At 63.4% G+C, this 25,746-nt stretch carries 26 protein-coding genes and 1 pseudogene; 12 read left to right on the forward strand and 15 right to left on the reverse strand.

Translation table 11 applies throughout. The features are described 5' to 3' along the window. Positions 1–179 precede the first annotated feature (179 nt). The gene (locus ACO2Q4_RS03785; RefSeq protein WP_311761224.1) at positions 180–1,076 is read right to left on the reverse strand and encodes a LysR family transcriptional regulator; all 897 of its coding nucleotides are present in this window, start codon (positions 1,074–1,076) and stop codon (positions 180–182) included. Between the two features lie 177 nt (positions 1,077–1,253). Here ACO2Q4_RS03785 and ACO2Q4_RS03790 point away from each other — a divergent pair, with 177 nt between their 5' ends. Further along, positions 1,254–2,717, forward strand: coding sequence for an amidase (locus tag ACO2Q4_RS03790; RefSeq protein WP_423317378.1), 1,464 nt, complete (start codon positions 1,254–1,256; stop codon positions 2,715–2,717). Positions 2,718–2,808: 91 nt separating this feature from the next. Beyond that, positions 2,809–4,275: a short-chain fatty acid transporter gene (locus ACO2Q4_RS03795; protein WP_423317380.1), complete on the forward strand. Its 1,467-nt coding sequence runs from the start codon at positions 2,809–2,811 to the stop codon at positions 4,273–4,275. 100 nt (positions 4,276–4,375) lie between these two features. Here the strand turns inward: ACO2Q4_RS03795 and ACO2Q4_RS03800 are convergent, their stop codons facing one another. Further along, positions 4,376–5,014, reverse strand: a complete 639-nt coding sequence (locus tag ACO2Q4_RS03800) for a glutamine cyclotransferase (RefSeq protein WP_423317382.1) — start codon at positions 5,012–5,014, stop codon at positions 4,376–4,378. Between the two features lie 9 nt (positions 5,015–5,023). Next, positions 5,024–6,241 (reverse strand): helix-turn-helix domain-containing protein, encoded by a 1,218-nt coding sequence (locus tag ACO2Q4_RS03805; protein WP_423317384.1) that lies wholly within the window; start codon positions 6,239–6,241, stop codon positions 5,024–5,026. An 89-nt stretch (positions 6,242–6,330) separates the two neighbouring features. On the opposite strand from ACO2Q4_RS03805, the gene ACO2Q4_RS03810 reads away from it, so the two are divergent. Both ACO2Q4_RS03810 and ACO2Q4_RS03815 read left to right on the forward strand, forming a co-directional pair. After that, positions 6,331–6,579, forward strand: coding sequence for a hypothetical protein (locus tag ACO2Q4_RS03810; RefSeq protein WP_423317386.1), 249 nt, complete (start codon positions 6,331–6,333; stop codon positions 6,577–6,579). Next, positions 6,576–7,265: a DUF899 domain-containing protein gene (locus ACO2Q4_RS03815; RefSeq protein ID WP_423317387.1), complete on the forward strand. Its 690-nt coding sequence runs from the start codon at positions 6,576–6,578 to the stop codon at positions 7,263–7,265. The genes ACO2Q4_RS03810 and ACO2Q4_RS03815 overlap by 4 nt, the downstream gene beginning before the upstream one ends. 73 nt (positions 7,266–7,338) lie before the next feature. On the opposite strand, the gene ACO2Q4_RS03820 is transcribed toward ACO2Q4_RS03815, so the two are convergent. The 4 genes from ACO2Q4_RS03820 to ACO2Q4_RS03835 are packed head-to-tail and all read right to left on the reverse strand — an operon-like array spanning position 7,339 to position 12,308. Continuing rightward, complete coding sequence (locus ACO2Q4_RS03820; RefSeq protein WP_423317389.1) at positions 7,339–8,451, reverse strand: ABC transporter permease; 1,113 nt, start codon at positions 8,449–8,451, stop codon at positions 7,339–7,341. Between the two features lie 4 nt (positions 8,452–8,455). Further along, positions 8,456–9,580, reverse strand: coding sequence for an ABC transporter permease (locus ACO2Q4_RS03825; RefSeq protein WP_423317391.1), 1,125 nt, complete (start codon positions 9,578–9,580; stop codon positions 8,456–8,458). Further along, positions 9,577–11,319 (reverse strand): ATP-binding cassette domain-containing protein, encoded by a 1,743-nt coding sequence (locus ACO2Q4_RS03830; protein WP_423317393.1) that lies wholly within the window; start codon positions 11,317–11,319, stop codon positions 9,577–9,579. The genes ACO2Q4_RS03825 and ACO2Q4_RS03830 overlap by 4 nt, the downstream gene beginning before the upstream one ends. Next, positions 11,319–12,308 carry an HlyD family efflux transporter periplasmic adaptor subunit gene (locus tag ACO2Q4_RS03835; protein ID WP_311761234.1) on the reverse strand — a complete coding sequence of 330 codons (990 nt, stop codon included), beginning with the start codon at positions 12,306–12,308 and terminating at the stop codon, positions 11,319–11,321. Before ACO2Q4_RS03835 ends, ACO2Q4_RS03830 begins: the two co-directional genes overlap by 1 nt. Before the next feature lie 157 nt (positions 12,309–12,465). Here ACO2Q4_RS03835 and ACO2Q4_RS03840 point away from each other — a divergent pair, with 157 nt between their 5' ends. Beyond that, positions 12,466–13,131 carry a TetR/AcrR family transcriptional regulator gene (locus ACO2Q4_RS03840; RefSeq protein ID WP_423317395.1) on the forward strand — a complete coding sequence of 222 codons (666 nt, stop codon included), beginning with the start codon at positions 12,466–12,468 and terminating at the stop codon, positions 13,129–13,131. Between the two features lie 181 nt (positions 13,132–13,312). Here the strand turns inward: ACO2Q4_RS03840 and ACO2Q4_RS03845 are convergent, their stop codons facing one another. Both ACO2Q4_RS03845 and ACO2Q4_RS03850 read right to left on the reverse strand, forming a co-directional pair. Then, complete coding sequence (locus tag ACO2Q4_RS03845; RefSeq protein ID WP_423317397.1) at positions 13,313–13,573, reverse strand: PIN domain-containing protein; 261 nt, start codon at positions 13,571–13,573, stop codon at positions 13,313–13,315. A gap of 83 nt (positions 13,574–13,656) precedes the next feature. Further along, positions 13,657–13,824: a hypothetical protein gene (locus ACO2Q4_RS03850; protein WP_423317399.1), complete on the reverse strand. Its 168-nt coding sequence runs from the start codon at positions 13,822–13,824 to the stop codon at positions 13,657–13,659. Positions 13,825–14,126: 302 nt separating this feature from the next. Between ACO2Q4_RS03850 and ACO2Q4_RS03855 the strand changes: the two are divergent. After that, a pseudogene (locus tag ACO2Q4_RS03855) lies at positions 14,127–14,456 on the forward strand (VOC family protein); the annotation flags it as partial. A 45-nt stretch (positions 14,457–14,501) separates the two neighbouring features. Here the strand turns inward: ACO2Q4_RS03855 and ACO2Q4_RS03860 are convergent. Both ACO2Q4_RS03860 and ACO2Q4_RS03865 read right to left on the reverse strand, forming a co-directional pair. After that, positions 14,502–15,854: an ATP-binding protein gene (locus ACO2Q4_RS03860; protein ID WP_395131708.1), complete on the reverse strand. Its 1,353-nt coding sequence runs from the start codon at positions 15,852–15,854 to the stop codon at positions 14,502–14,504. Then, entirely contained in the window at positions 15,851–16,522 is a 672-nt protein-coding gene (locus ACO2Q4_RS03865; protein WP_423317401.1) for a response regulator, read from the reverse strand. The genes ACO2Q4_RS03860 and ACO2Q4_RS03865 overlap by 4 nt, the downstream gene beginning before the upstream one ends. Positions 16,523–16,659: 137 nt before the next feature. On the opposite strand from ACO2Q4_RS03865, the gene ACO2Q4_RS03870 reads away from it, so the two are divergent. From ACO2Q4_RS03870 to ACO2Q4_RS03880, 3 genes are read left to right on the forward strand one after another with little or no spacing between them, the layout of a single operon-like run. Beyond that, positions 16,660–17,298 carry a DsbA family protein gene (locus tag ACO2Q4_RS03870; protein WP_423317404.1) on the forward strand — a complete coding sequence of 213 codons (639 nt, stop codon included), beginning with the start codon at positions 16,660–16,662 and terminating at the stop codon, positions 17,296–17,298. A gap of 19 nt (positions 17,299–17,317) precedes the next feature. Then, positions 17,318–19,087, forward strand: a complete 1,770-nt coding sequence (gene dsbD / locus ACO2Q4_RS03875) for a protein-disulfide reductase DsbD (protein WP_423317406.1) — start codon at positions 17,318–17,320, stop codon at positions 19,085–19,087. After that, positions 19,087–19,881: a TlpA family protein disulfide reductase gene (locus ACO2Q4_RS03880; RefSeq protein ID WP_423317408.1), complete on the forward strand. Its 795-nt coding sequence runs from the start codon at positions 19,087–19,089 to the stop codon at positions 19,879–19,881. The genes dsbD and ACO2Q4_RS03880 overlap by 1 nt, the downstream gene beginning before the upstream one ends. On the opposite strand, the gene ACO2Q4_RS03885 is transcribed toward ACO2Q4_RS03880, so the two are convergent. Continuing rightward, the gene (locus tag ACO2Q4_RS03885) at positions 19,878–20,522 is read right to left on the reverse strand and encodes a DsbA family protein (protein ID WP_395131719.1); all 645 of its coding nucleotides are present in this window, start codon (positions 20,520–20,522) and stop codon (positions 19,878–19,880) included. The genes ACO2Q4_RS03880 and ACO2Q4_RS03885 overlap by 4 nt on opposite strands. Before the next feature lie 210 nt (positions 20,523–20,732). Here ACO2Q4_RS03885 and ACO2Q4_RS03890 point away from each other — a divergent pair, with 210 nt between their 5' ends. Then, positions 20,733–21,341, forward strand: coding sequence for a L,D-transpeptidase (locus tag ACO2Q4_RS03890; RefSeq protein WP_423317871.1), 609 nt, complete (start codon positions 20,733–20,735; stop codon positions 21,339–21,341). Positions 21,342–21,397: 56 nt separating this feature from the next. Here ACO2Q4_RS03890 and ACO2Q4_RS03895 read toward each other — a convergent pair whose 3' ends face one another. Both ACO2Q4_RS03895 and ACO2Q4_RS03900 read right to left on the reverse strand, forming a co-directional pair. Further along, on the reverse strand, positions 21,398–21,889 hold the full coding sequence (locus tag ACO2Q4_RS03895; RefSeq protein ID WP_423317410.1) for a GNAT family N-acetyltransferase: 492 nt from the start codon (positions 21,887–21,889) through the stop codon (positions 21,398–21,400). A gap of 1,017 nt (positions 21,890–22,906) precedes the next feature. Then, a complete protein-coding gene (locus tag ACO2Q4_RS03900) occupies positions 22,907–23,362 on the reverse strand; it encodes a hypothetical protein (RefSeq protein ID WP_423317412.1) in 456 nt (151 codons plus the stop codon). Between the two features lie 324 nt (positions 23,363–23,686). Here ACO2Q4_RS03900 and ACO2Q4_RS03905 point away from each other — a divergent pair, with 324 nt between their 5' ends. Continuing rightward, the gene (locus tag ACO2Q4_RS03905) at positions 23,687–24,109 is read left to right on the forward strand and encodes a hypothetical protein (protein WP_423317414.1); all 423 of its coding nucleotides are present in this window, start codon (positions 23,687–23,689) and stop codon (positions 24,107–24,109) included. Positions 24,110–24,386: 277 nt separating this feature from the next. Here the strand turns inward: ACO2Q4_RS03905 and ACO2Q4_RS03910 are convergent, their stop codons facing one another. Then, entirely contained in the window at positions 24,387–24,986 is a 600-nt protein-coding gene (locus tag ACO2Q4_RS03910) for a hypothetical protein (protein ID WP_423317416.1), read from the reverse strand. A gap of 138 nt (positions 24,987–25,124) precedes the next feature. On the opposite strand from ACO2Q4_RS03910, the gene ACO2Q4_RS03915 reads away from it, so the two are divergent. Beyond that, positions 25,125–25,634 (forward strand): hypothetical protein, encoded by a 510-nt coding sequence (locus tag ACO2Q4_RS03915; RefSeq protein WP_423317418.1) that lies wholly within the window; start codon positions 25,125–25,127, stop codon positions 25,632–25,634. Positions 25,635–25,746 lie beyond the last annotated feature (112 nt).

Below are 25,746 nucleotides of genomic sequence, written 5' to 3' on the forward strand. Positions count from 1 at the left end.
CGGAAACCGACTCTCAAGGCGTTCCGGCACGCCGCTTGATCGAGCCAGATTCCGTCGGAAGATCACGGCGCAGGCCAGTCATCGGTAAATCGGGCGACCATCCGTTCTGTCCGCTGCCCGCACGAAGGTCAGCACCCGGTGGTCCTGGGCCAGCCCTCCGCCAACAATTTACCGCTGGCTCAGTCCACAGCAGATTTCAGGCCCCAGATATCGGAAAGCTCTCCTAGAATGGCCCGGATCGCCTGATCGTCGGCACGATCTTCGGCATAGACAAAGGCCAGTCGAGTGGTCGCCACGCGATCGCCGAAAAACTTCACCTCACCCGCGGCTCGGGCTTCCAGAGCCAGCTCTTCGCGCAGCACGCCGACGCCGACACCAGCAGCGACCAGTGCACGCATCAGTTGCTCATGGTCGGCTTCGACCGTCTCGATGGGACGGATGGTGGAGTCCTTCAGAATATCCTGCATGATTTCCTGATGCCCGCTGCGGGGGGCTACACGGATCCATGGCACTTCCGCCAACTGAGACAGAGACCTGCCGTCGAATTCCTGATCCCAACGCGCCGGAATGACCAGCCGGAACACCATTTCATCCAGCACCAGCATCTTGGTGCCCGGCGGCCGGGTCTGGCTTACCAGAATGGCGCCGTCGATCTCTGCGCTGCGCAGGGCGTCCAGCAACCAGCTGGTGCGCCCGACCTGCACGTCAATCCGCAACGCGGGGTGCCGCTGGACCACGCCATGCAGCAATTCTCCCAGACGCAGCGCCGCCGGATCCAGCATCACGACACCGATGCGCAGTTGCCCGTCGACCTGGCCACGCAAGGCTCGCGCCTGATGTACGAAGGCGCCGAATGCCTCGATCGCCTGTTCGGCCCGCGACAGAAGCGCCTCGCCGGATTGGGTCAGCGTGACCGAGGATGTGGTGCGTGACAGCAGCTTGACCTGCAGTTCTTCCTCCAGCGACTTGAGCTGTCCACTGACCGCAGGCTGGGTGATGTGCAGGGCCTCGGCCGCCTTGGTGACGCTAGACAGTCGCGCCACGGTAACAAACGTGCGGAGTTGGCGAATATCCATCCGGTCCTCGGGGCTAAGGTGTTGCAGGCCATGACAGAATACAGTTCAGCACGCGAGCTTATAGAGTTCATCAGCAGATACGATTTCTCCCCGCCCGTTGGTGGGGCCTAGGCTTTGCCCAAGTGCCGCGGCGCGTCGCGCAGCGTGCCTCAACTCCAAGCATGTCAGGAGGATCCCTTGCAGCAAAGCCCCGCAAAACTCGCCACCGCCACCCAGCCCGGTCCCACAGCCCACGGCCTTTGCAGCCTGACCGCATCGCAGGCCGTGGACCTGCTCAAACGTCGCGAGGTTTCGTCGCTGGAACTGGTCGATGCCGCCATCGCCCGCATCGAGGCGGTGGACCCTGTCGTCAACGCATTGCCGATACGCCGGCTGGAGCAGGCGCGTGACGAAGCGCGGGCCTTGCCACCGCCATCGGCCGAACAGGATGATCGTCCCGGCTGGCTGGCGGGATTGCCGATCGCGGTTAAGGACTACAACGACCTGGCGGGGCTGCCCACGACCTATGGCTCGCCCATCTATGCGCAGAACGTGGCGGCGCGTTCCGACCTGACGGTGGCGAACCTGCAGGCGCATGGCGCAATCGCCATCGCTAAGTCGAACGTGCCCGAATTCGCCGGCGCGAACACCTTCAACACGGTGTTCGGGGCGACCCGCAATCCGTGGAACACCGATCTGACTGCGGGCGGATCGTCCGGAGGATCGGCAGCCGCGCTCGCCTCCGGAATGATCTGGCTCGCGACGGGGAACGACCTTGGCGGCAGTCTCCGCATTCCTGCAAGCTTCTGCGGGGTCGTCGGCATGCGGCCCAGTGCGGGGAGGGTTCCGCGCCCGGAATCCGTGGCCCCCTTTGATCCGCTGTGGGTCGAGGGTCCCATGGGTCGCTGTGTCGAGGATGTGGCCCTGATGCTTGATGCGCAAGCGGGGTTCGATCCGCGTGACCCGCTGTCCTATTCCGCACCCGCGCGATCCCATGTCGAAGCGGTGCGGCAGCCCGGCCGGCCGGGGCGCATCGGTTTCTCCCCGAATCTCGGGCTGGGACAGGTCGATCCAGAGGTCGCCGCGATTTGTCAGGCTGCGGTGCTGCGCCTTGCCGATGCCGGCGCTGTTGTCGACGATGGCTGCCCGGATTTCTCGGGCGGGATCGACGCGTTCCAGACCCTGCGCGCCAACCTGATCGCCGCCGTGCGGGGGCCGCTGCTGGACGAGCACCGCGCCCGCATCTGTCCCGAGATCATCTGGAACATCGAGAAGGGCCTGCATCAGTCCGGGGCAGATGTGGCGCAGGCCGAACGCCAGCGGGGCCAGATTTTCCTGCGGCTGGCTGCGTTCTTTGGTGAACACGACATCCTTGCCTGCCCGACCGTCGCCGTTGCGCCTTTCCCGGTCACGCAGCGCTTCCCGACCGAGATCGCGGGCCAACCCCTGCAGTCCTATATCGACTGGATGTATCTGACCTTTGTTCTGACTCTGACCGGATGCCCCTGCATCTCGGTCCCGGTCGGCCTGACCTCCGATGGCCGCCCGGTCGGCTTGCAATTGATGGCCCGGCCACGCGCGGATGCCGAATTGCTGGGGGTGGCGCGGCTGCTGGAGCAGGCCGTCGACCTCAGGACTGGCGTTCCGCGCGATCCTTCCTGAAGTAGCGGACCGACCATGCGGGCGCCCCATCGGGGCGACCGCTCTCGAAGACCCAAAACAACAGAACAACCCACCAACAGGAGCAATATCCATGTCCACGGAGAACCGGGCGGGCACAGGCCTGCTCGCGGGGTCGGGCCCCGCAGCCGAAGACAGCATCCCCTTTCTGGAGCGCCTTGCCCTGCGTGTCACGGCGTGGTGCGAGAAGTGGTATCCGGACGCCTACGTCTTCGTCGCCCTGACCCTCGTGGTCGTGGCGCTGGGGGCAATGGCAATCGGCGCATCGCCCCATCAGGTCTCGGTCGCTTTCGGAGAAGGTTTCTGGAGCCTGATCCCCTTTACGATGCAGATGGCGATGGTGGCGATCACCGGCTATGTCGTCGCGAGTTCGCCCCCGATGACCCGTCTTGTCACTGCCGCCGCCCGGCTGCCGCGGACCGGGCGGGGTGCCGTTGCCTATGTCGCCTTCATCAGCGTCATGGTTTCATTGCTGCATTGGGCGCTCAGCCTTGTTTTTGCGGCGCTGCTGGCCAAGGAACTGGCCCGGCGGCGGGATCTGGCGATGGATTATCGCGCAGCAGGGGCAGCTGCCTATCTGGGCATGGGTGCGACCTGGGCGCTGGGGATCAGTTCTTCGGCGGCCCAGTTGCAGGCCAATCCGGCCAGCATCCCCGCCAGCCTGATGCCGATCACAGGCGTCATTCCCTTCAGTCAGACCATCTTCCTGTGGCAAAGCGTGCTCATCACGCTGGTCCTGGTCACGCTTTCGACCTTGGTGGCCTATTGGACCGCCCCCGCACCGGGGCGCGCCCGAAGCGCAGAGGATCTCGGCATCGAGCTGAACATTGCCGCCGACCCCCTGCCCCGGCGCGAACGTCCTGGCGAATGGCTGGAGTTCAGCCCAGTGCTGACACTGGCGCTGGTTGCGTTGGGGTTGGGCTGGGTCTGGCATGAATTCACCACCAAACCGGTGCTTGTCGCCATCTCCGGCCTGAACACCTTCAACCTGATTTTCATCCTGCTCGGGATGCTGTTGCACTGGACCCCGCGGAACTTCCTCAATGCCGTCTACAAGGCGGTGCCCGTCGCGGCCGGGGTCCTGATCCAGTTCCCGCTTTACGGTGCAATCGCAAGCATCCTGACAGCGGCAGCCGGTCCCGACGGGCACACGCTGACCCACCACCTATCCGATTTCGTGGTCAGCATTGCATCGCACGACAGTTTCGCCTTCCTGACCGGGATCTATTCGGCCGTGCTGGGATTCTTCGTGCCCTCGGGTGGCGGCAAGTGGCTGATCGAGGCGCCCTATGTCATGGAGGCGGCCAATAACCTGCAGATCCATCTGGGCTGGGTGGTCCAGATCTATAACGCCGCCGAGGCGCTGCCCAACCTGATCAATCCCTTCTGGATGCTGCCATTGCTGGGCATCATGCATCTGAAGGCGCGAGATCTTGTCGGGTTTACCTTTGCGCAGTTCCTGACCCACACGCCGGTGGTGCTGTTCCTTTTGTGGGCGCTTGCCGGCACGCTGGATTATCAGCCTCCGGTCATGCCTTGATCGCAGCCACGTGACGAGGTCGGCTGCCTTCCGTTTCAAGGCAGCCTATCTTCAAGTTGCGCGGCATTCTTCGTCCCGATCGCGCGCCTCGAGCCAGTGGCTATTTCGCAGCCCTTGGTCGCCGGACGACCCGCAACCTGCCGCTGTCCCCACCACCGCAGAAGAACCTTTCGCCACCATCGGATTCGAGACCCGAGATGATCTTTCCCGCAGGCATCTCCAGGCTGTCCAGCACGACACCGCTGATTGGATCGATGTGGCGCAACTCGCTTTGCCCATTTTCCCATGTGCCATGCCAAAGCTCACCATCGACCCAGCTGACCCCAGTGACAAAACGGTTTGAGCGGATCTCTCGCTGGACCTCGCCTGTCTCGGCGTCGATCTGGATGATCGCCCGCCCGTCATATTGCCCGACCCAAAGCGAGCCCTCGGACCAGGCCAGACCTGAGGCCCGCTCGCCTCCGGGCGCCGGGATCGTCGCCACCACCCTGCCATCCGCGGTGTCGATCTTTCGGATCAGGGATTGCGCGATCTGATACAGATGCCGCCCGTCGAAGGCCGTCCCGGCATCGGCGAGTATATCGAGCATCTGTCCCGGTTCGCCGCTCTCGGGGTCGATGGCGAGCAAATGATCGCCGGTCGCGACCCAGACGCTGCGGCCGTCGAAGCTGACCCCGTGGATTGCATCGGTCCGGGGAAAGGGACCGTACTCACATAGGATCTCGGCTTGGTGCTTCATGCTGCCTTCCTACTCTCCAATGGAATTCACCGGGAGCAACAATCCTGTCGGGAAACCCGGGACCCCCGCGAATGTCCAGCGCCGCGACCTGCCGTGGCCTAACCATTCGACCTTACCGGACCGGCGCAGCGCATCAAGCATGCGTTGTACCGTCCGTGGACTGACATCCAGCGCAAGGGCGAGGCCCGAACTGCTCCACGCCTCGCCATCGGCAAGAAGGGCCAGAATATCAGCGTGCGGCCCCTGAACCGGGGGTGCAAGGACCACCGGGGTGCCTATTTTCGGCTTCAGCGCATAGCCCAGGCGCGTCGCCCCCACCCCGGCCAGTGGGCCGAGCACCTTGCGCAGCCTCGCAATCTCGACCCGCAGGCGGGCCCGGTGCGAGTCGTCCGCCTGCCGGGCCCGAAAGACGCGCTGCAACAGATGTTCGCGCGGGACGTCGTTCGGCCAGGCCTCGGCCAGATTGCGGAGCAACCCAAAGAGGACCGGCCGACCGCGCAGATCTATGATATCCGGCCCCTGACGCAGCAGGCTTCGGCACGCATCGACCACCAGTTTTTCCGAGGCCAGGATCTTTTCCAACTCGGCAAGGCTGAGGCTGCGATCCTTTCCTTCCGCGATCAGCCGAACCGCCGGTGCCAGGGCGGCCTGACGGGCGGTTTCCACCTCGGCCAGCAATGCCGGAACTGATGCAAGCTGCGCGGCTTGGGCCGCCTCAAGCAGGGCGAGACGGGCCTTGCCGGCCTCGACCCGCCGCATCGCGATGCCGACCGCGACAAGCCAATAGCCCGGTCGCGATACGCTCGGCATCATTGAGGGATCGATCGAGGACAGAAGGTCTTCGGCCTGACCCAATCGACCGAGAAGCAAAGCCAGTCGCGCTTGCAGGTAGGTCGCGTGGGCAAGGTTGGATCGGTCGCCGTGCCTTTCGAGAATGCTTCCCGTTGTCTGCAACAGGTGCATCAACCCGCTCAGGTCGCGCAGCACCAGTGAGATTTCGGCAAATGCCAGATTGCATTTGGCGACCATCAGTGCCGAGCCGGAACCGAAGTCGCGGGCGGCGTCGCGCAGCAGTTCACGGGCACGCGGCAAATCGCCCAGCTGTGCCATGGCAATCCCCCGCAGCGCGCGGGCATGCGGGTCGTCCCGCAGGGCCACGCGCTTCAGGGTCCCCAGTGCGTCGCCCCGGGCAAGGGCGTGCGCAGCAGCTGTAATCACCGGATCCATCGCAATCCCGCCATGTTTGTTACTCACCCGCGGCCCACAACCGGCCGTAGGGTCGTGGTGCTCCATCAACATCAGAGAGGAGGCGAGACATGACAATGGCGAAGGATTACGCCGGATGGCTGTCCCTGACCGCGTCGCCGATCTTTGCGATCATGGCGGCAATGACTGCGCAGGACGGAGGAAGTCTCTGTCTCTCGGCGCCCGGCGCCTCGCCGATGAGCGGCATGACCGGGATGTATCTCTTGATGAGCATTTTTCATCTGCCGCCCTGGTTGCGGCTGATTGCCCGCTCGGCGGGCTCCCCTCGCAATTCCAGCTTCACGGAGAATAACCCATGACACCTTCAATCGTATCGCGCGAAGAATGGCTCGACGCCCGCAAGTCCCTGCTGGCCAGCGAGCGCGCCATGACCCACGAACTGGACGCATTGCGGGCGCAGCGGCGCCAGCTTCCCTGGGTCCGGCTCGACAAGACCTATATCTTCGACGGACCAAACGGCGAGAGATCGCTTGGTGACCTGTTCGAGGGGCGCAGCCAACTGGCCGTTTACCATTTCATGCTGACACCGGGATCGGACCATATCTGCTCGGGCTGTTCCTTCATTGCCGATCACATCGACGCAGCGCGGCAGCATTTCGAGCAGGCCGATCTGTCATTCGCCGCAATCTCTCGGGTCCCTGTCGAGCAGATCCAGGCCGTCAAGAGGCGGTTGGGGTGGACCTTTCCCTGGCTGTCCTCTGCGCGCAACAGTTTCAATTTCGATTTCGCGGTATCCTTCACGCCCGAGGATCGCGAAGCCGGCCGCGCCATCTACAATTACGGGACGGTCATCCGGAACAGTCCGGACATGTTCGGGACGAGCATCTTTGCCAAGGACGAAAGCGGTGACACCTTCCACACCTATTCGACCTATCATCGCGGCAACGAGCTGCAGATCGGTGCCTTCAACTGGCTCGACCTGACCCCAAAGGGGCGCAACGAGACCGACACCATGAGCTGGGTGCGCCTGCACGATGAATACTGACTACGTGGAGCGGCAGAGCGCTTGATCCTGGCGCGACCCACCTGTGCTTCCGCGATCGGTGGGTGGGCTGAGATCAGCTCAATCTGTGTCGAAACAGCCAGGCCGCCAGAGGCAGGGTCACGGTAGCGACGGCAAGCAGCGGCAGGAAACTTGGCGCGACATCGGCAAATGTCGCGCCTTCCAGATAGACCCGGCGCACGATGTCGATGCCGAAGCGCAGCGGGTTTACATAGGTGGCAAGCTGCAGGACATGCGGCATGTTCCTGACCGGGGTCAGCAGGCCCGAAAGCAGCATCAGCGGCATGACCAGCATGAAGGTGTAAAGCATCGCCTGCTGCATGGTCAGCGACACGGCGGAAATCGAAAGTCCGATCCCGACCGCCGCGGTGGTAAAGACCAGAAGCCCGACGTAAAGCAGCCAGACCGAGCCTGCCATCGGGATCCGGAACCACAGGAGGATGATCAGGAAGATGATCGTCGACTGCACCAGCCCGACGAAGATCGCTGGCAGGGCCTTGCCGATCAGGATCTGCGAAGGGGTCAGCGGCGTGACCAGCAACTGATCGAAGGTCCCCTGCTCGCGCTCGCGCGCGACCGAGAGTGCCGCGATCATCAGCGTCTGCAACATGCTGAGCGAGGCGATCATCGCCGGCATCAGGTTCCAGCGGGACTCGAAATTCGGATTGAACCAGGCGCGGCGGGTGATGGTGACGGGCGAATTTCCTCCCAGCGACTGGATGTAGGCAGCAACGATTGCGGCGACCTGTCCGGCCGCCGCACCCGACGTCGCCGAGTTGCGCCCGTCAAGGATCACCTGCATCGGGGACTCGGTCCCGGCTGAAAGGCGGTTCTCGAAATCGCGCGGGAAGGTCACGACCAGCAGCGCCTTGCCACTGTCGATCTGTTCCGGGATCTGCGCAGAACTCTCCAGCGTCGCAATGCGCTTGAAGACGCCGGTGCCCTCGATGCGGGCGGTGATCTCGGTCGAGGCGGCGCCCCGGCTCAGGTCCAGAACGGCGAAGGGGGCATGGGTCAGGTCATAGGTCGCGCCATAACCGAACAGCAGCGCCTGCATCAGCGCGGGTGCAAAAAGCAGGGCGCGGCTGGACGGGTCTTTCAGAAGCGCAAGAAGCTCCTTGCGGATCAGTGCGAGGGTCTGGGCAATGTAAAGCATCACGGCCTGCATGGTCTCAGTCCAGTTTCTTGGCGAGCGTGCGCGTGGCGATTCCGATCAACACCAGCGCATAGGCCGCCAGCGTCAGGTTGGCGCGCAATATCTGCGGCCAGTAATCCCCCGCCATGAACAGGGTCTTGATCAGCCCCATGAAATGCGTGGCGGGCAACACATTACTGACGAGCTGAATGACGACCGGCACGTTTCTCAGATCGAAAACGAAACCCGAGAGCATCAGCGCGGGCATGAAGCTTGCCAGAAGCGCCAGCTGGCTGGCGGCGAACTGGTTCCTGGTCACCCCCGAGATCACCAGCCCCAGCGCCAGCGAGACCAGCAAGTAAAGCAGCGAAGACAGGATGATGATCCAAAGCGAGCCGCGCATCGGCACGCCAAAGACGAATTTCGCGGCGACCAGGCACATGGTCAGGTCGATTACCCCGATCACGAGATAGGGGACGAGCTTCGAGAGCACCATCTCGATCGGCCGCGCCGGGGTGACGAACAGGGATTCCAGTGTCCCCCGCTCCCATTCGCGGGCGATCAGCAGCGAGGTCAGGAAGGCCCCGATCAGCGTCATCACCAGCACGATCAGGCCAGGGACGAGGAACCATGTGCTGTCATTCGCCTCGTTGAACCATGTTCGCTGAACCGGCGTGACGCTGGCCGATGTGGTGAAGGGATCGCCCTGCTGGTCGGCAATATGCGCAAGCGCGGTCTGGATCGCACCGGTGGCATAGCTCTCGATGGCCTGGGCGGTATTTGAATCGACCCCGTTCAGGATCAGTTGCAGGTTTCCCTGACCATGCAGCAGGTCGCGGGTGAATTCGGCAGGCACGCGCAGAATGGCGTCTGCCCGCCCGGCGCGGATCAGGGCCTCGGCCTCGGGCATGGAATGGGTCCAGATCGGGCTGAGGTAATCCGATCCTGCAAGCCCCGCCACGGCGTTCAGGGTGGCGGCGGAATTGTCCTCCATCACCACGGCGACGCGGGCGTCGGTTACGTCGAAGGACAGGCCAAACCCGAAAAGCAGGATCAGCACGACCGGCAGTGCGAGGCCCACGATCAGGTTGCTGCGGTCGCGCAGCATCTGCCGGACTTCCTTGCGGGTCAGGGCAAGCAGGCGCGTCCCCGCGCCGCTCATGCCACTTGCCTTTCACGCCGGGCCCGCGCGTCCTCGACGATCGCGATGAAGGCGCTGTTCATGTCCGTGGCCCCGGCCTTTCCGGCCATTTCGCGGACCTGTTGCGGGGTGCCGATGGCCAGCATCTCGCCCGCATCCTGAATGGCGATGCGGTCGCAATACTCGGCCTCTTCCATGAAATGCGTGGTGATGATGATGGTCGTGCCGCCCCTGGCAAGCGCCGTGATCCGTCGCCAGAAGGCGCGGCGGGCAAGCGGGTCGATGCCGCTGGTCGGCTCGTCCAGAAACAGGATCTCGGGGCGGTGCAGCAGCCCGGTCGCCATGGCGAGCCGCTGCTTGTAGCCCGCGGGCAGAAGCCCGCCTTGCGCCGCCGGGTCAAGGTCGAACTGTTCGAGGGCATCGGAGATGCGTTCGCGCAAGAGCCTGCCGCCCAGCCCGTAGGCCCCGCCAAAGAATTCGAGGTTCTGTCGCACCGAGAGATTGCCGTAGAGCGCGAATTTCTGTGAGACATAGCCGATCCGCGCCCGAGCCTGCGCGCGCGCGACGCGCAGGTTGCGGCCCGCGACTTCAAGCTGACCGCTTGTGGCGGGCAGAAGTCCGCAAAGCATGCGGAAGGTGGTCGTCTTGCCTGCCCCGTTCGGACCAAGAAGCCCGAATATCTCGCCCCGCCCGACCTCAAAGGAGGTGCTGGCGACGGCAGTGAAATCACCGAACTTGCGCACCAGGTCACGGACAAGAATGACCGGCTTGCCGTTGGTGGAGGGATGATCCAGCCCGGCTTCCGCCGTGACGGGTGTTGTTTCGTGATCCTGCTCGCGCAGCAGGATCATGAAGCTGTCTTCCAACTCCTCGGGGCGGGCCGCACTTGGCGCATTCTCCAGCAATTTGGCCAGTCGGGACGGATCGGCATCGGGTTTGCGGATGAAGCGGACGTTGCCGCCCTGCGGAACCGCGTCGATGATGACATCGGGTGCGTCGATCAGCCGGGCCTGCAACTCGCGCGCGGGCCTGCCCGCAGGCGGGGTCGCGACGAAGGTCAGGCCTCGCGCACGTTCCAGCAGCGTGGCGGGCGTGCCCTCGGCCAGCATCCGGCCCTCCTGCATGACATGGACCCGCGCGCAACGCTCGGCCTCGTCCATATAGGAGGTGCTGACGATCACGCTGAGCCCCTCGTCCTCGACCAACGCCTGCACGATCTTCCACAGATCGCGGCGCGACAGCGGATCAACGCCAACGCTGGGCTCGTCGAGCAGCAGCAAATCTGGCGAGCGCACCAGAGTGCAGGCCAGCCCCAGCTTTTGTTTCATCCCGCCTGAAAGCTTGCCCGCGGGACGTTCGGTGAACTGCGCCAGATCGGTCATTGCCAGCATCCGAGCGAAGCGTTCCTTGCGCCGATCCTGCGGCACGCCATGCAGATCCGCGTAAAGATCAAGATTTTCATGCACACTCAGATCTTCATAAAGACCAAAGCGTTGCGGCATGTAGCTGATCCGGTCCTGCACCTGCTGCGGGGCCCGCGCGACATCGATGCCAAGGACCTGCAACCTGCCCTGATCCGGTCGCAACAGGCCCGCAAGCATGCGCATCAGGGTGGTCTTTCCCGCGCCATCCGGCCCCACCAGCGCAGTCAGTTCGCCCGGCCTCACGGTCAGGGACAGATTGTCGATCGCGGTGACAGCGCCCCGGTCGGGATCGGGAAAGACCTTTCGCAGCCCCTCGGCCTCGACGGTCGGGGCCATCACTTTGCCGCCTCTTCTATCAGAGTGACCGTCACCGGCTGGCCAAGGCGCAACCTGTTCTCCTCGTCCGTGACGGTGACATGGACCTCATAGACGAGGCTGGTTCGCAGTTCCTCGGTCTGCACGGCCTTGGGGGTGAACTCGGCGACCGAGGAGATATAGCCGACCTGCCCCGCGATCGGCTGGCCCGGAAAACTGTCGGTCTGGACCCGCGCGGCCATACCCGGACGGATACGGCCGAGATCGGCCTCGCGCACATAGACGCGGATCCATTTCGGGTCGGTCAGCGCCAGCGCATAGACCGGCGATTGCGCAGTCGCCATGTCGCCTGGTTCGCGCAGGCGCGAGCGGATGACCGCATCGGCAGGGGCGCGCAATTCGCCAAGGCTGATCTCGTGCCGCAAGAGTTCCAGCTGCGCCTCGGCCGATTGCAACTGCGCCTGAGCCGAGGCAATGGCCTCGGGTCGCGCCCCGGCAAGGATCAGGTCCAGCGCCGCGACATCCTGATCGACCATGGCGCTCGCGGCCTGGGCTTCGGCTTCCGCGCGGTCCAGATCCTGCTGGCTCGCCGTGCGCGAGGTCACCAGCCGAGCCGCGCGATCACGCTGCAGGGTGGCAAGTTCCGCCGTCGCTCTGGTCGATGCGACCTTGGCCCGCGCCTGAGCAATCTCCTCGGGGCGCGAACCCGCCTTCAGTTCCAGAAGTGCCTGCCGCTCGGCTTCGACGACCGCTTCCTGCGCCTTGGCCTGCAGTTCCAGCGAGCGCGTATCGAGGCGGCCGATCACGTCACCTGCCTTGACCGGATCGCCTTCCTCGACCGCCAGTTCGGTGATCCTGCCGCTGCCATCGAAGGCCAGCGCGACCTGCCGGATATCGACATTACCGTAAAGCGCAAGGTCGCCAGATGCGTCCGCCCCACGGCTCTGCCACCAGAACAGGGCGCCGGCAGCGAGGGCAATGACAAGGATGATCGGCAAAATCTTCTTCATGAGCGTGATCCGGCGAACCATGGCTTCGGTAGAATGCTTAGTCTAAATTGCTTTTAATGTAAATCCAGATTAGAGTTTCCGCTCCCCACGTCACGCGGACCTGTCTTGAAAGGTTCGCACCGCAGGAAAATTCTTGTTCCAATCAGGACCGTTCAGGATGAGCAAGGCACAGACCACGAGACGTCGCATCGGGCGCAGTGATGGCGAAGCGACGCGGGCGCGCATCCTGGCCGTCGCTGGCGAGCGTTTCGCGGCCTCGGGTTTTGCCGATACGACGAACAAGGACATCGCGGCCGAGGCCGAGGTCGACCTTGCCTCGATCAACTACCATTTCCGCGATCGCGCAGGCCTCTACCAGGCGGTCCTGATCGAGGCGCATCGCCGGATTGCCGACCTGCAGGATATCGAACAGATCGTCGCGGGCGATGGGCCCGCCGAGGAAAAGCTGAAGGAGTTGATCCGCTTCCTTCTGGGTGGGCGCGCCAATCCGGCGGAATGGCCGATGATCGTGCTGGGTCGCGAGATCGTCGCGCCAAGTCCGCATCTTCAGGTTCTCCAATCCCGGGAGGTGCTGCCCAAGCTGCAGGCCATCCTGCCGATCCTTTCCGAGATCACCGCGATCCCGCAGCAGACCCCGGATTTGCTGCGCTGCCTGCCCTGCATCGCCGCCCCCTGCGTGGCCTTCATGCTGCTGGGACGCAGCGGGACGCCGGTCGCGGATCAAATGCGCGCCACCTCACAGGATGAGCTTGTCGAGCATCTGTTTCGCTATGCGATGGGCGGGCTCGCCGCGGTCCGGGCAGGGTTTCACGCCCCGCAGTGATCGCCTCCAGAACATCGCAGCAGGGCAACCGTGGCGGATTTTCCGAACGCGGCATCACGGCAAGAATTAGCGCTGAGCGTCAGCAATAGGCCATCCTGCGCCCTATCCGAGCCTGAATCTGCGAACCGGTTTCTGCGGCGTGAGGGTCGTCGTATTTACCCTTCAGCGCCCCGGAGACAGCCTATGCCTTGAGCTTCGCGATCAGCGTCACACGCGGCAGCGCGTTGCAGGTCAAGAGGCGCGAGCCATGCGTCTGGGCCGTCGCGTAAATGATCGCATCCGCCGTGGCCAACCCGTGCACGCGGCAGGCATCGGTGGCAGCAAGCGCGGTTTCGGTATCAAGCGGCACATCCAGCAGCCGGGCGTCGGCATCGGTGAGGCGCCAACCGCCCCTCGCCACCAGGTCGGTGATCACATGCGGCAGCTCCGCCTGTTCCGTCACTTGCCCCCGCTTTCCGCCGGGTGCTGCACCCGGTCGCCGCTGGTGGCATTGAACCAGAGGGCATCATCAAGGTCGAAGCCGATTCAGACGGTGTCCGGCACCGCCGCCATTGCCTGGCGCGGGCTGGCAACGATCAATCGTCCCAGCGCGGTCTCGCAATGCAGGATCACCTCTGCCCCGGAGATTTCCGACAGCACCACCCTGCCCTCGATCGCCGCGCCCTCCGGTCGGTCCGCGTGGACTGTCAGCACCCCCAAACCGATCGTCAGGCCGACAAGATCGCGCGTGTCGGGCAGCTGTTCCGCCGGGAAGAAGTTGATCCCCGGCTGGCCGAGGAAGCCGGCGCAGATACCCGCCCCTCATCACCGCGATCCGATCCGCCAGCGACAGCGCCTCGGTCTGGTCATGGGGCACCCCGCGCCGCAGGAGTTATGGGTCGACGGCCCCTGGTCCGAGCGCCTGTTGCTCGCCGGAAGTGAAACCAGCGCGGCCGAGGCGGGCTATGTGTCGGAGGCTGTCGAAGCTTCAGACCGCGCGGCGTCTCCGCGCAGCCATGGCCCAAAGACGCATCGACCATCTGGCGCTCGCGGTCCACGACCATGAGGCGGCGGCGGAGTTTTATCGGCTCTTGGGTTTTCAAGTCGGCCCCCGCAACCGCCATACTTTGGGAACAGAGAACGGGTTGATCCAGATGCGGTCGGCGGCACCGCATCCCGCGCAGGATATGGTCTGCTTCTTGCTGCGTGAAGGCGGTCGGTTGGAGGTGGTTTCTGATGTGGGTCCGGCTTGGTTTTCGTCCTATCGAGTCACGGTGCCCGATCTGACGCGCCTGTCCGACCTCCTGCGCGATCAAGGGGCTCGACCTCAGACGGATGCGCAGCGCGTGATGATCGACGAACACGATGCCTTTGGGTCGCGATCCGGTTCGCTAGGCCGCCGGAAACGACAGGCTTGCCCGCTCGCCACCACCCTTGCGCGCGGTCAGGGTCAACTCGCCCGCCATACGCTCAACCGCGGCGGCGACGATGGCCAAGCCCAGCCCGCTGCCTTCGCCCGAAGGGCTGGCGGCGCCTCGATAGAAGCGGTCGGTCACATGCGGGCGGTCGGTCTCGGCGATGCCACGGCCACGATCCAGCACCTCGAACACGATCCGCGCGCCGTCCAGTCGCAACGCCACCTCGACCTCGGCATCGGGCGGCGAGGCGAGGATCGCGTTTTCCAGCAGGTTCCGCAGCGCCGCGGACAGCAGGGCGACCTGATCGGTGCGCCAGGGCCCGGCCTCGGACCGGACGGAAAGACGCACCCCGCGCGAGGCCGCCAGCGGGGCCATCGCCTCGGCCACGTCGGCCAGAACCTGCGCGCCATCCTGCGCCGGAAGTTCGGCAAGCGTGGCGCTTTCCGCTGCGGTCATCGCCAGCAACTGGCCGACCAGCCGGTCGCTGCGGTTCACCGCCGCCGCGATCTGCCCCAGCGCCTTGTCCCGCGTCGCGTCATCGGGCGCGATGGCAGCGATCTGCGCCTGTGTCTTCAGCCCGGCCAGCGGCGTCTTCAGCTCATGCGCGGCAAAGGCGGTAAAGTTGCGTTCGCGGTCGCGCGCCTGATCGACGCGGCGGAACAGGCCGTTCAGCGCGCTGGTCATCGTGCGCAATTCCGTCGGCACATGGGTTTCGTCCAGCGCGCCAAGATCGGTCGCGGGACGCTGCGCCAGCGTGGCGGCTAGCTGTTCGACCGGGCGCAGACCACGCGCGACCGCCCACCAGATCAGCAGCGCAAGGATGGGCAGGATCAGAACCGCGGGCGCGATCACCCCCAGTGCGACATCATTGACCAGCATGTCGCGCACCCGCAGGGAATCTCCCACCATGACGCGGATGCCAAGGTCTTCGTCGACATGGCTGTAGACCCGCCAGACCTCGCCGTTGACCGCGCGCTCGCTGAAGCCCGAGCCGCCATCGGCAAGCTGCCCCTGCGGTGCCCCCTGCGAGGCGCTGCGCAGCTTGCCGTCAAAGCCCCAGACCTGACAGATCAACTGGCGGGCATAGTCATGCTGCCCGTCCAGCGCCGGGGCATGGCCGACCATATCCGCCGTATGCGGCGTGACGACGCCCTGATTGCGCCCGATCAACGAGGCGACCATGCGGGCCGATTCCTCAAGCCGCCGGTCCAGCACCTGCCCGACCTGCGTTTCCGTCGAATACTGGATCCAGATCACTGCGGACAGCCAGACCAGCCCGGTCGCCGCCAGCAGGATTGCGAACAGGCGGGTGCGGATCGATCTCATGTCGTCACCTTTTCGTCGGCAAGGCGGTAACCCGCCCCGCGCACCGTCGTGATGAAGTCGGGACCAAGCTTGCTGCGCAGCTTGTGGACATGCACCTCGACCGTGTTGCTTTCGACATCCTCCTGCCAGCCGTAAAGCCGCTCCTCCAGCGCGGCCTTGGCCATGACGGCGCCGGGGCGTTCCATCAGCGCGTGCAGGATGGTGAACTCGCGATTGGAAAAGGTGATCTCCTCGGTGCCGCGCGTGCCGCGCATCCGGGCCGGGTCCAGCAACAGCCCGTTCCATTGCAACACGCTTTCGGCCCGGCCATGGTTGCGGCGCAGAAGGGCGCGCAGCCTTGCGGCCAGTTCCTCAAGCTCAAACGGTTTGCCCAGATAATCGTCCGCCCCGGCATCAAGGCCCGCGACCCGCTCCTCCAGCCGGTCGCGGGCGGTCAGGACCAGAACGGGCATCGAAACACCATCGGCCCGCAAACGTCGCAGCAGGTCCAGACCCGACCCGTCAGGCAGCATCAGGTCCAGCACCATCACCTGGAAATCGCCCGCCTTCAGCGCCGCCGCCGCATCGGCACAGGTTTCCACGGCATCGGGCGAGAACCCCGCCAGCCGCAAGCCGACGCCAAGACCATCCCGAAGGATGTCGTCATCTTCGACAATCAAAACACGCATCGGACTTTCCCGTGAACCTGACGCAGGGCGCATAACCGGCCCACCTTAAGGCTGGCTTAAGGCAGACGCGCGAAACCGACCACGCCGCGCCGGACAAATTCCGGTGCGCTCTTGGCGACAAATGGAAGGATCCGGACATGCAGCCGATCGAAAGACGCAATCTTATCAGGGGTGGGCTGCTGGTGGCGGGGGCCTTTGCCACGGGCGCGCTGCCCGCTATTGCCCGCGACAATCCCATGCCCGAGGACTTGCGCAAGGCGCTGGAGCACGCACCGAACACTCCTGTCCTTGGCAACCCGAAGGGCGATATCACCTTGACCGAGTTCTTTGATTACAACTGCCCGTATTGCCGGACTTCGGTCAAGGACGTGCACGCGTTGATCGCGCAGGACAAATCGCTGCGGGTGGTTTTCCACGAATGGCCGGTCTTCGGCGAGGGTTCGGTCTTTTCCAGCAAGGCCTCGCTCGCGGCGCTGAAGCAGGGGAAATACTGGCAGTTCCATACCGCATTGATGGCGATCGACGGCAAGGCGGATCAGGCCTCGGCCACGGCGGTCGCCAGGCAGGTCGGGCTGGACATGGAACGGCTGCATGCCGACATGGAATCGTCCGAGGTGCTGTCGCATATCGACCAGTCGATGCTGCTGGCCGACCACATGGGCCTGACCGGCACCCCCACCTTTATCGCGGGCGACGAGGGGCTGTTCGGCGAGCAGTCTCTGTCGCAATTGCGCGGGCTGGTGTCGCGCGGACGCGCCACGCTGGCCGAAAGCTGAGGGCTTTCGGGAATTTGAGATGACCAAACTGTTTCTTCGCATCGCATTTCTGGCAATTCATTTTGCGCTGGCTGGTCCGCTTGGGCTGGCCAGCGCGCAGGAATTCAGCTTTTCGGATCGGGGCCGCCGCCCGATGGACCCGCGCGACGCCTTCAAGATCGAACTGCGCCTGGTCAGGGACGGGCGCGCCGAAATCGACTGGCAGATCGCGCCGGGCTATTACCTTTATCGTGACCAGATCGCGGCAAGCGATGCCGACGGGCGCGCGCTGACAGTTGAAACGCCTGCGGGCGTGATCAAGGAAGATCCGAATTTCGGCACGGTCGAGGTCTATTACGATGCGGCCTCGGCGGTCCTGCCACAGGCGGGCGGCAGGGTGCAGGTGACATGGCAGGGCTGTCAGGAGGACGGCATCTGCTATGCCCCCGTCACCAGCGATCTGGATCTGCCTGTGCTGACGCAACCCCCGCCTGATATCGCCGAACCGTTGCAATTTTCGGCGCAGGACGGGCTGGTTTCAGGGCTGGCGCAGCGGGGCGGCACGGCGCTGGTGCTGCTTGCGTTTTTCGGCTTCGGGCTGGCACTTGCGCTGACACCCTGCGTGTTCCCGATGATCCCCATTCTTGCCGCGATGCTGGCCCGGCAGGGTGAAGCGCTGACCCCGGCGCGCGGCGCGCTGCTGTCGGGCACCTATGTGCTGGCAATGGCCGCGGCATTTGGCGCGATGGGCGCGGTGGCGGGCTGGTCGGGCCAGAACCTGCAGATGGTGCTGCAATCGGCCTGGGCCATCGGTGCCGTCGCCTTGCTGTTCGTGGTGCTGGCCCTGTCCAGCTTTGGTCTGTTCCAGATGCAGCTGCCCGCCGCGATGACCGCCCGCCTGTCGGGCGGAACGGGCCGACGCGGGTCGGTTGCAGGCGCGGCAACGCTGGGATTTACCTCGGCGCTGATCGTCGGGCCTTGCGTGACCGCGCCGCTGGCCGGGGCACTGCTTTATATCGCCCAGACCGGAGACGCGGCCTTGGGTGCAGTCGCGCTGATCGCATTGGGTCTGGGGCAAGGCGCACCGCTGTTCGTAGCGGGAACCTTTGGCGCGCGCATCCTGCCGCGTGCCGGCGCGTGGATGCAGCACGCGCGGCAGTTCTTCGGAGTGGTCTTTCTGGCCATGGCGATCTGGCTGGCGGGACGGCTGCTGCCGGGGCCGCTGGTTCTGCTGCTTTGGGCGGTGCTGCTGGTTGGGTGCGGCGTGTTTCTGGGTGCGCTGGACCGCGCGCCCCCAGCCACGAATGCGCGGCAACTGGGCCGCGCCGCGGGCGTGGTCGCCTTGATGGGCGGTGCGGTCATGGGCATCGGCGCCGCCCTTGGCGCGACCGAGCCGCTGCGCCCCCTGTCGCCGCTGGTCGCGACCAGCGCAAGGGCCGACGCCCCTGCCCTCGCCTTTGATGCGATCCTTGACGCGGACCAGCTGCAACGAAAGCTTGGCGGCGCAGACCAGCCCAGCCTGATCTATGTCACCGCCGACTGGTGCGTGGCCTGCAAGGGGATCGAGCGGAGCGTCCTGCCAGACCCAGGCGTGGCCAAGGCGCTGCAAGGGATGCGGCTGCTCAAGGCCGATGTATCGGACGGGGACGATCAACGGCAGGCGCTGATGCGCAAACTGGGCGCGGCGGGTCCGCCGACGATGATCTTTCTGGACGCCAATGGCCGCGAGCCCGAGGGGAACCGGTTGGTCGGCAGTGTCAACGCCGCCCAACTGGTCCATGCGGCGAACCGCGCCAAGGTCGGCGGCTGATGGGTGGGCTGTCAGTGGGGCCGCTGGTCTTTTCCGCAGAACGCGCGCCGGTGCTTGCGGCAATCCTTGTCGCGATGCTGGTCGCCGGATTGCTGGCGCGCCGAGTGGGGGCGGCGCTGAGCACCTGGCTTTTGTCTGCACTGGTCGCGGCGGCGCTGCTGGGCAGGATCGTCTTTGTCGCGTCGAACTGGCCCGGCTTTGCCGGCGCGCCATGGACAATCCTTGCCTTCTGGCAGGGCGGGTTCGACGGCTTCGGCGCGGCGGCAGGCGGGGCGCTGGCCACCCTTTGGCATCTGCGGCGCAGCCAGCGGCTTTGGCTGCCCGCATTGGCCACGCTCGCCTGCGCCGCAATAACGTGGAACACCGTGCATCAACTGGCACGGGGTGGGGATATGGGCCTGCCCGCCGCAATGGCGCTGACGCGGTTGGACGGAAGCGCAGTTCCCGCCTCCGACTGGCAGGGCAAGCCGATTGTCATCAACCTTTGGGCCAGCTGGTGTCCGCCTTGCCGCCGCGAGATGCCGATGATGGCCGAAGTGGCGCAGCAGGAAACCCAAGTGCCGATCCTGTTCGTCAATCAGGGCGAAGGACCCGGGGCAATCCGCCGCTATCTGGCACAGGAAGGCATCGCGATCTCGGCGCTTCAGGATCCGGGGATGCAGATGATGGCGCATTTCCAGACGATGGGTCTGCCCGCGACGCTGTTCATAGACCGCGACGGCAAGCTGCGCGCGGGACATATGGGAGAGATTTCCCGCGCCCGCCTGCTGTCGGGGATCGAGGATCTGCGCTAGCTGCGGCCCCGGCGGGCCTCGGCGATCATGTCGCGCATCTCGTTGCGCGACTGCCTGCCGAACCCGCCAAGATTGCCGACGATCAGGCTGGGGGTACCGACAAGGCCCATCTGCTCGGCCAGCAGCCAGGAATGTTCGACCTGCCGGGCGATCGCGATATCCTCCATGTCGGCGCGCAATCGCGGAATATCCAGACCGACCTGGGCGGCGATGCGGATCGCGCTTTTGTCATCCGCATCTCCCTTGATGCCCAGAAGCGCGGTGTGGAACTGCCAGAACCGGTCCTGTCGCAACGACGCCAGTGACGCGCGCGCGCAGTAAAGCGATCCTGCCCCGAAGACCGGCCATTCCCGCAGCACGACGCGAAGGTTCGGGTCATCCGCGATCACCCGGTGCAGGTCGCCAACCATGCTGCGGCAATGTGGGCAGTTATAGTCAAAGAACTCGGTCAGGGTGATATCGCCCGTCGGGTTGCCCAGCACGGCGCCCAGTTGCTCCTGCTCCAAAGCCCGCCGTAGCGGCGCAGGCATTTCATTGTCTTGCGCGGTCGCGGGCAATCCGGCCATCGCGGCGATGCCGGTGGCCAGCCCGATCCGCAGGAAGTTCCGACGATCATGTGTTTCGGTGCTGCGGGATGCCATGTCTGCTCCTTTTGGTCGTCCGGGGGGACGATTGGACCCCGCGCCTTAAGCTGGGCTTAAGCCGTGTCGGACATCTGGGCCGCCAAGGCATTTCGCCCCGAACGACTGGAGCAATTCACAATGGACCAGCATGTCCAGCACGGCCCGCGCCGATCCCGCAATGACAATCGCCCCGACACCGGCGCAAGCAGACGCGCCTTTCTGGGCGGGATGCTGATGGCGGGGTTTGCCCTGCCGCGGCTTGCATCGGCGCAGACCGTCGATCCGACGACCGGACAGCTGGTCCACGGCACGGCCAGCGCCGGGCAGGCACCCGATGTGGGCGTCTATCAGATCGACCCGACGCAGGACACGCGGCGCAACCTTTCGTCCTTCCGGACCCGGCATTGGAGCGAGTTCTATCCCAGCCTTGGCCAGGGCGTCATCCTGGCCGATGTCACCTCGCGCGCGCTGCATTTCTGGTCCGGGGATGAAAGCACCTATCTGCTTTTCCCCTGCTCGATCCCCGTTTCCGAGGAATTGACCAAGCGCGGACGGACCGAGATCGTCCGCAAGGCGCAACGCCCCTCCTGGACGCCGACCCCCAGCATGCGCCAGCGCGACCCGACCCTGCCGCAAAGCGTCGCCGGCGGCAGCCCGGACAATCCGCTGGGGGTCTATGCGCTGTACCTGTCCTGGCCCGCCTATCTGATCCATGGCACCCATGACACGCGCAAGATCGGCCGCAAATCCTCCAGCGGTTGCTATGGGCTTTACAACGAACATATCGCGCAGCTTTACGCGGTGGCGCAGGTCGGCACGCAGGTCACGATTTTCTAAACGACAACAAACATTTCCGGGCGGAATTTCAACCGCCCGGATCGTCTGGCGGGGTCCTATAGATCCGCGACCATTTCATGCCAAGCCATGCCGCCATGGTCGCTGGGCGACGGTTGGACATAGGTATATCCCAACTTCTCATACAGCCCGACATGCTGGTCCTTGCACATCAGGTGGATCGTCTGCTTGCCCATTGCACCCATCCGGGCAGTGAATTCCTGCATGAGTATCTTGGCATAACCCCTGCCTTGATACTGCGGATCGACGACCACCGACATGATGACGACATTGGGCGCTTGCGCATCATGGCCGACCAACTCCTTGAACGCCTCATCCGACATGACGACATCAAACGCGCAGCCGCTGTTGATAAAGCCCGCAATTTCGCCGTCGGCCTCGAGGATCAAAAACCCTTCAGGATATTGGGAAATGCGCAATCTGATTTTTGCAAGGGTCGCGGCCTCATCCCCTTCGTAGGACGCGACCTCGATCTGAAAGCAGCGATCGGCATCCTCCTGGCGGGCCATTCGAAAGGTCAGATCGGTCATTCTGGGTCTCGCAGTAGCTAAGAATACTCCACACATATACTTGCTACAAAGCCTCAGAAAGTATTCGTGAACTTATGCTTAGTCCTGCGACACGCTCATGTGGAGGAGGGTCTGTGAACAGTATACTGATCGGTGTGGACTTGGATGTTACCTATCCACGTTGGCGCCTCAGTTAAGGATACTGAAAGCACCATTGGTTTGCCCTGATCTGTCCCAGTCATGTCGAGAATGCCGCGCTCAGGGACGAGTGGCTGCTTTGGCCAATGCTGCGGCCGCAACGCCGCCACCCACAGACTCCTTCCCACTTCCGCAGCATGCGCCTTAGCGACCGGTCTCACACTTCTCCTGCGGTTGCTATGCCGTACCACCGGCGGTCGGCTTTCCGCCCGTTAGGGGCGATTCAGCTGTGGGCTGGGACTTAGCGCTGCGGTGCGGCGAACAGCAGATTTGTCCGCACATGGATGAACGCTGGCTTGGTCCAGCACCGCGGGTCGTGCGGCCGCTCGACGCACTGAGCCCTTACCCAACGTTTGGTGCGCATTCGACGATATGAGTTATACGATAGGAGAGGTTCATTTCTAGCTCTTGGTCGTAAAGCTGTGTCGGACCACCAGACTTGACCCCTCGGAAATCCCGCAGCTCTTGACCCAGCGCGGCGCAGGCCGCTGCCGCACGTCTGTGGCAGATAAAGGGATCTGTCAGTGACGCTGGAGAACACAACAGATAACCTGTTATTTTCCCATCCGTTGAGGTCTGAGTGAAGCGAAGCTGGTCGTCATACCAAGTGCATGCCGTTTGAATAACCATGAAGACCATCCCAACCAATCCAACGAGCCTGGATGTCATGCCTCGCCTCGATCTCCGGGCCATCACCTTTGAGTTCTTTACTAAATAACGCAACAAGCAGGTGTAGGGAATGACCGCTTCGCTGCCGACAAGACTGCGGCTCCGTGGCCGTCGCCGTAGCTCCGCGAGCCTCCGGTTTGTCCGCTTCGCGTCGCCCGTCATTTCGAACCCTTAGCGGTCCTTCCGGTCGAGATCGCGAGCGTACATCCAGTTGGCGGCCGCGTGGACGGCGGCACATTCATCGGCGGAGAGATCTTTCGGACATGATTGGGGTTCGTCATTTTTCAATCGCTCAACACGCATCCGAAGGTGCGCTTTGTCTAACGGATCACCCGGATCAAGGACGGCGAGGTTAGGCAATATGGCTTCGACCTCTTGCTGAAGCCGTCTCCTCAACATTACAAAACACTCATCTTCGGAATTTTCTTTAGTCGCTATTTCGCAGTAGCGGATGGCAAGGCCTGCGCAATCAGAATCCATCGCCGCGGCCAGCACACTGCTCTGTGCCGTGTTCCCAGCACAGGCATCAAACCATCGAACGACATCTTGTGACTGATCGCTACCCGGCTCTGCAGTAAGTGCCCCGGCGGAAATGAACGTGAGCACGATGCCGCCAAGAACCTTCATGTTCACACCGTCGGAATGAGCCGATGGTGCAAACTGTAGCAAAACATACTTCGGGGGCAATGACCGCTTCGCCCGCATCGCAGACGCTCCTCAGCCAAAAATGCTACGGGACGTGTAGTGCGGCTGCTTCGGGGAATGCTGTCGTGCGGCATTATCAGGATGCGACCGTCGGCAAAGGGCCGGCCAAACCTGTCGTGGCCAGTGGCACTGTAGAGGCCGCCAACCTGACGGTTGCTCTACCGCAGCATGTTGCTCGGAGCTCATTGCAGACATTGGCTGCTCATACATGGTGGGGTGAGCTGTAGGCCTATAGAAGGAGAGCTTATGCGCAAACCGATTCTGATGTTCTTGAGTACGGCTGCCATCTTGCTCGGAACTTCGGCACACGCAGAATTTAAAAACGACGGTTCCATATTGGAGGATCTCATCAATGGTAACCGAATTCCTCTGAGCGACCGGCGGTTCAGAGAATACACGCAGATTTGCCTGGTAGGATATGACTTGTATGGAATAAGGCCGGAGCAATGCGAAGAAGCGCAAGAAAACAGCGTGATCGCCATTTCAAAGGAGAACGCGGCTTGCGTGCCTCTCATTAAACGCCGCGATCTCCGCGAAATTAACCTAAATGTCCTTTTGGACGGTGAGATACAATGTGTGGATGTGCTTCCCGGAAATTCGTTGTTTGTCGTTAAAGGAGTGCTGGGGATTAGATACGACCGCATCGACGCGCAAGTAAGTGGCCGTTGAGCACAAGCGCATCAGCGCTCTCTGATCCCACAACAGGCGTATTTTACCAACAACAGCTAAGTGACCGCCTGGTCCGCAAGACAGCATAAGCCCCGCTCCTGTTCTTCACCACCTCGCGATCGATTCACCGAGTGCACTCAACAGAGCTTCCACGCCACAACCTCCACAGATCCTTGAGCAGCCGCAAGACGACGATGTGCGAACTGTGGCTTTGTCCGCGTCGCGCGGCCCGAGACGGCCGCGGCCATCTCTGAGAGCCCTCAGCTGACGATCCTTGTCATCGAAATGCAAAGCTGCCAGGAGTGCGAGCGCCGAGCACTTCGATTGTCGGGACAATGCGGGCGCTGCCCGTTTCAGAAGGCAGTTTTGGTCCCACAAACGTCAGAGTGCGGGTTTCGTTCGGACTTAGGTTACCGGAGATGTTCGCAGTGCTAAAGGTGCGGGCACCATCGAATCCCGCCTCGATCAATGCAGTCTGCTCGCCTTCGATGAAGTAGCGAATACCATATTTCACAGACTCAATAGGTTCTTTGGAACCGTTGTTCACAGTGCATTCGATCAGGCCAAAATTATGCGCCCTCGCGGACTTCTCCCCGCCCGGGAATGAGCAGGCAGAAACTTTCACATCCTGTTTGAGGGTGGGCGGCGGCTGATAGTCGAGGCTGCAGTTGCTGGACCGATAGGAGGCGCTCCCACCCGACGGTAGACAGCCCATAAGCGAAGGGGCGGGGCCGTTCGCAAACGTCGGTAGTGCAGCAGAGGCAAAAAGTATCAACAAAACGGCGCGCACGGCGGCTCCTGGATTTGAGTCGTCAAGAGTTTTCTCGGCACCTAAACCGGAACGCGAGTGCTCATCAATGACCGCAATGTCCCGCATCGCGCACGACTGGCGGCAATGGGCTCTGAGAGACGGGCGCGGCCGTCTCGGGCCGTGCGATGCGGACGAGGCTGCTGTTGAGCAGGGGCCCGATTGGTAAAGCTAAGTCGATAATCACAGGAAGGAATCTGCTTAAGAATGCCGACATTTCCGCCTTTGCGACGGCTTGCCTCCATCGCTGCAACTGTGGTTTGTATTGGTAACGCCCAAGCATCAGCGCAGGGGTCCGACCTACCGGGCGGCTTCCGGTTGGGCAGTTCACTTGATGAAGCCAAGCGACAGGCCGCTTCCCAAGGTTGGGAGCTTGTTCCGCTTTCGCCAGAACCACCTTCCTCTTGGCACGTTAATAATCAAGATATAGGTGTCCACGTTTGCGGCGATAAAGTCGCCAGTGTCTCTCGCACAGTGCCAGGAAATCTTGATGACTTCGCCCAACTGGTTTTTGACCGTCAAGTTCGATTAGGCGAGCCTGAGCTTCAGGTCGTAACATGGAATGCTGGTGCTATACGGATCTCCAACATAGACGCGCGCTTTCCGGAAACAAATGGGCTCGGTCTTACCATACAGTTCAGCAGCACCGCGGGCAAACTCGCTATAAATACACTATATTATTCACATGCGCTCTGCCCAGAAGCGGGTGCCGACTGATGGCTATGGGCTCCGAGCAACATGCCGCAAACCAGCAACCGGCCATTGATCGGATGGTCTGGCGCGGTCCCCGAAGCGAGCGAGGCCGGCCCATTGCTGCCGCTTGCCCCTC

Source organism: Paracoccus sp. KR1-242, from assembly GCF_049446195.1.
Classification (GTDB): Bacteria; Pseudomonadota; Alphaproteobacteria; order Rhodobacterales; family Rhodobacteraceae; genus Paracoccus; species Paracoccus broussonetiae.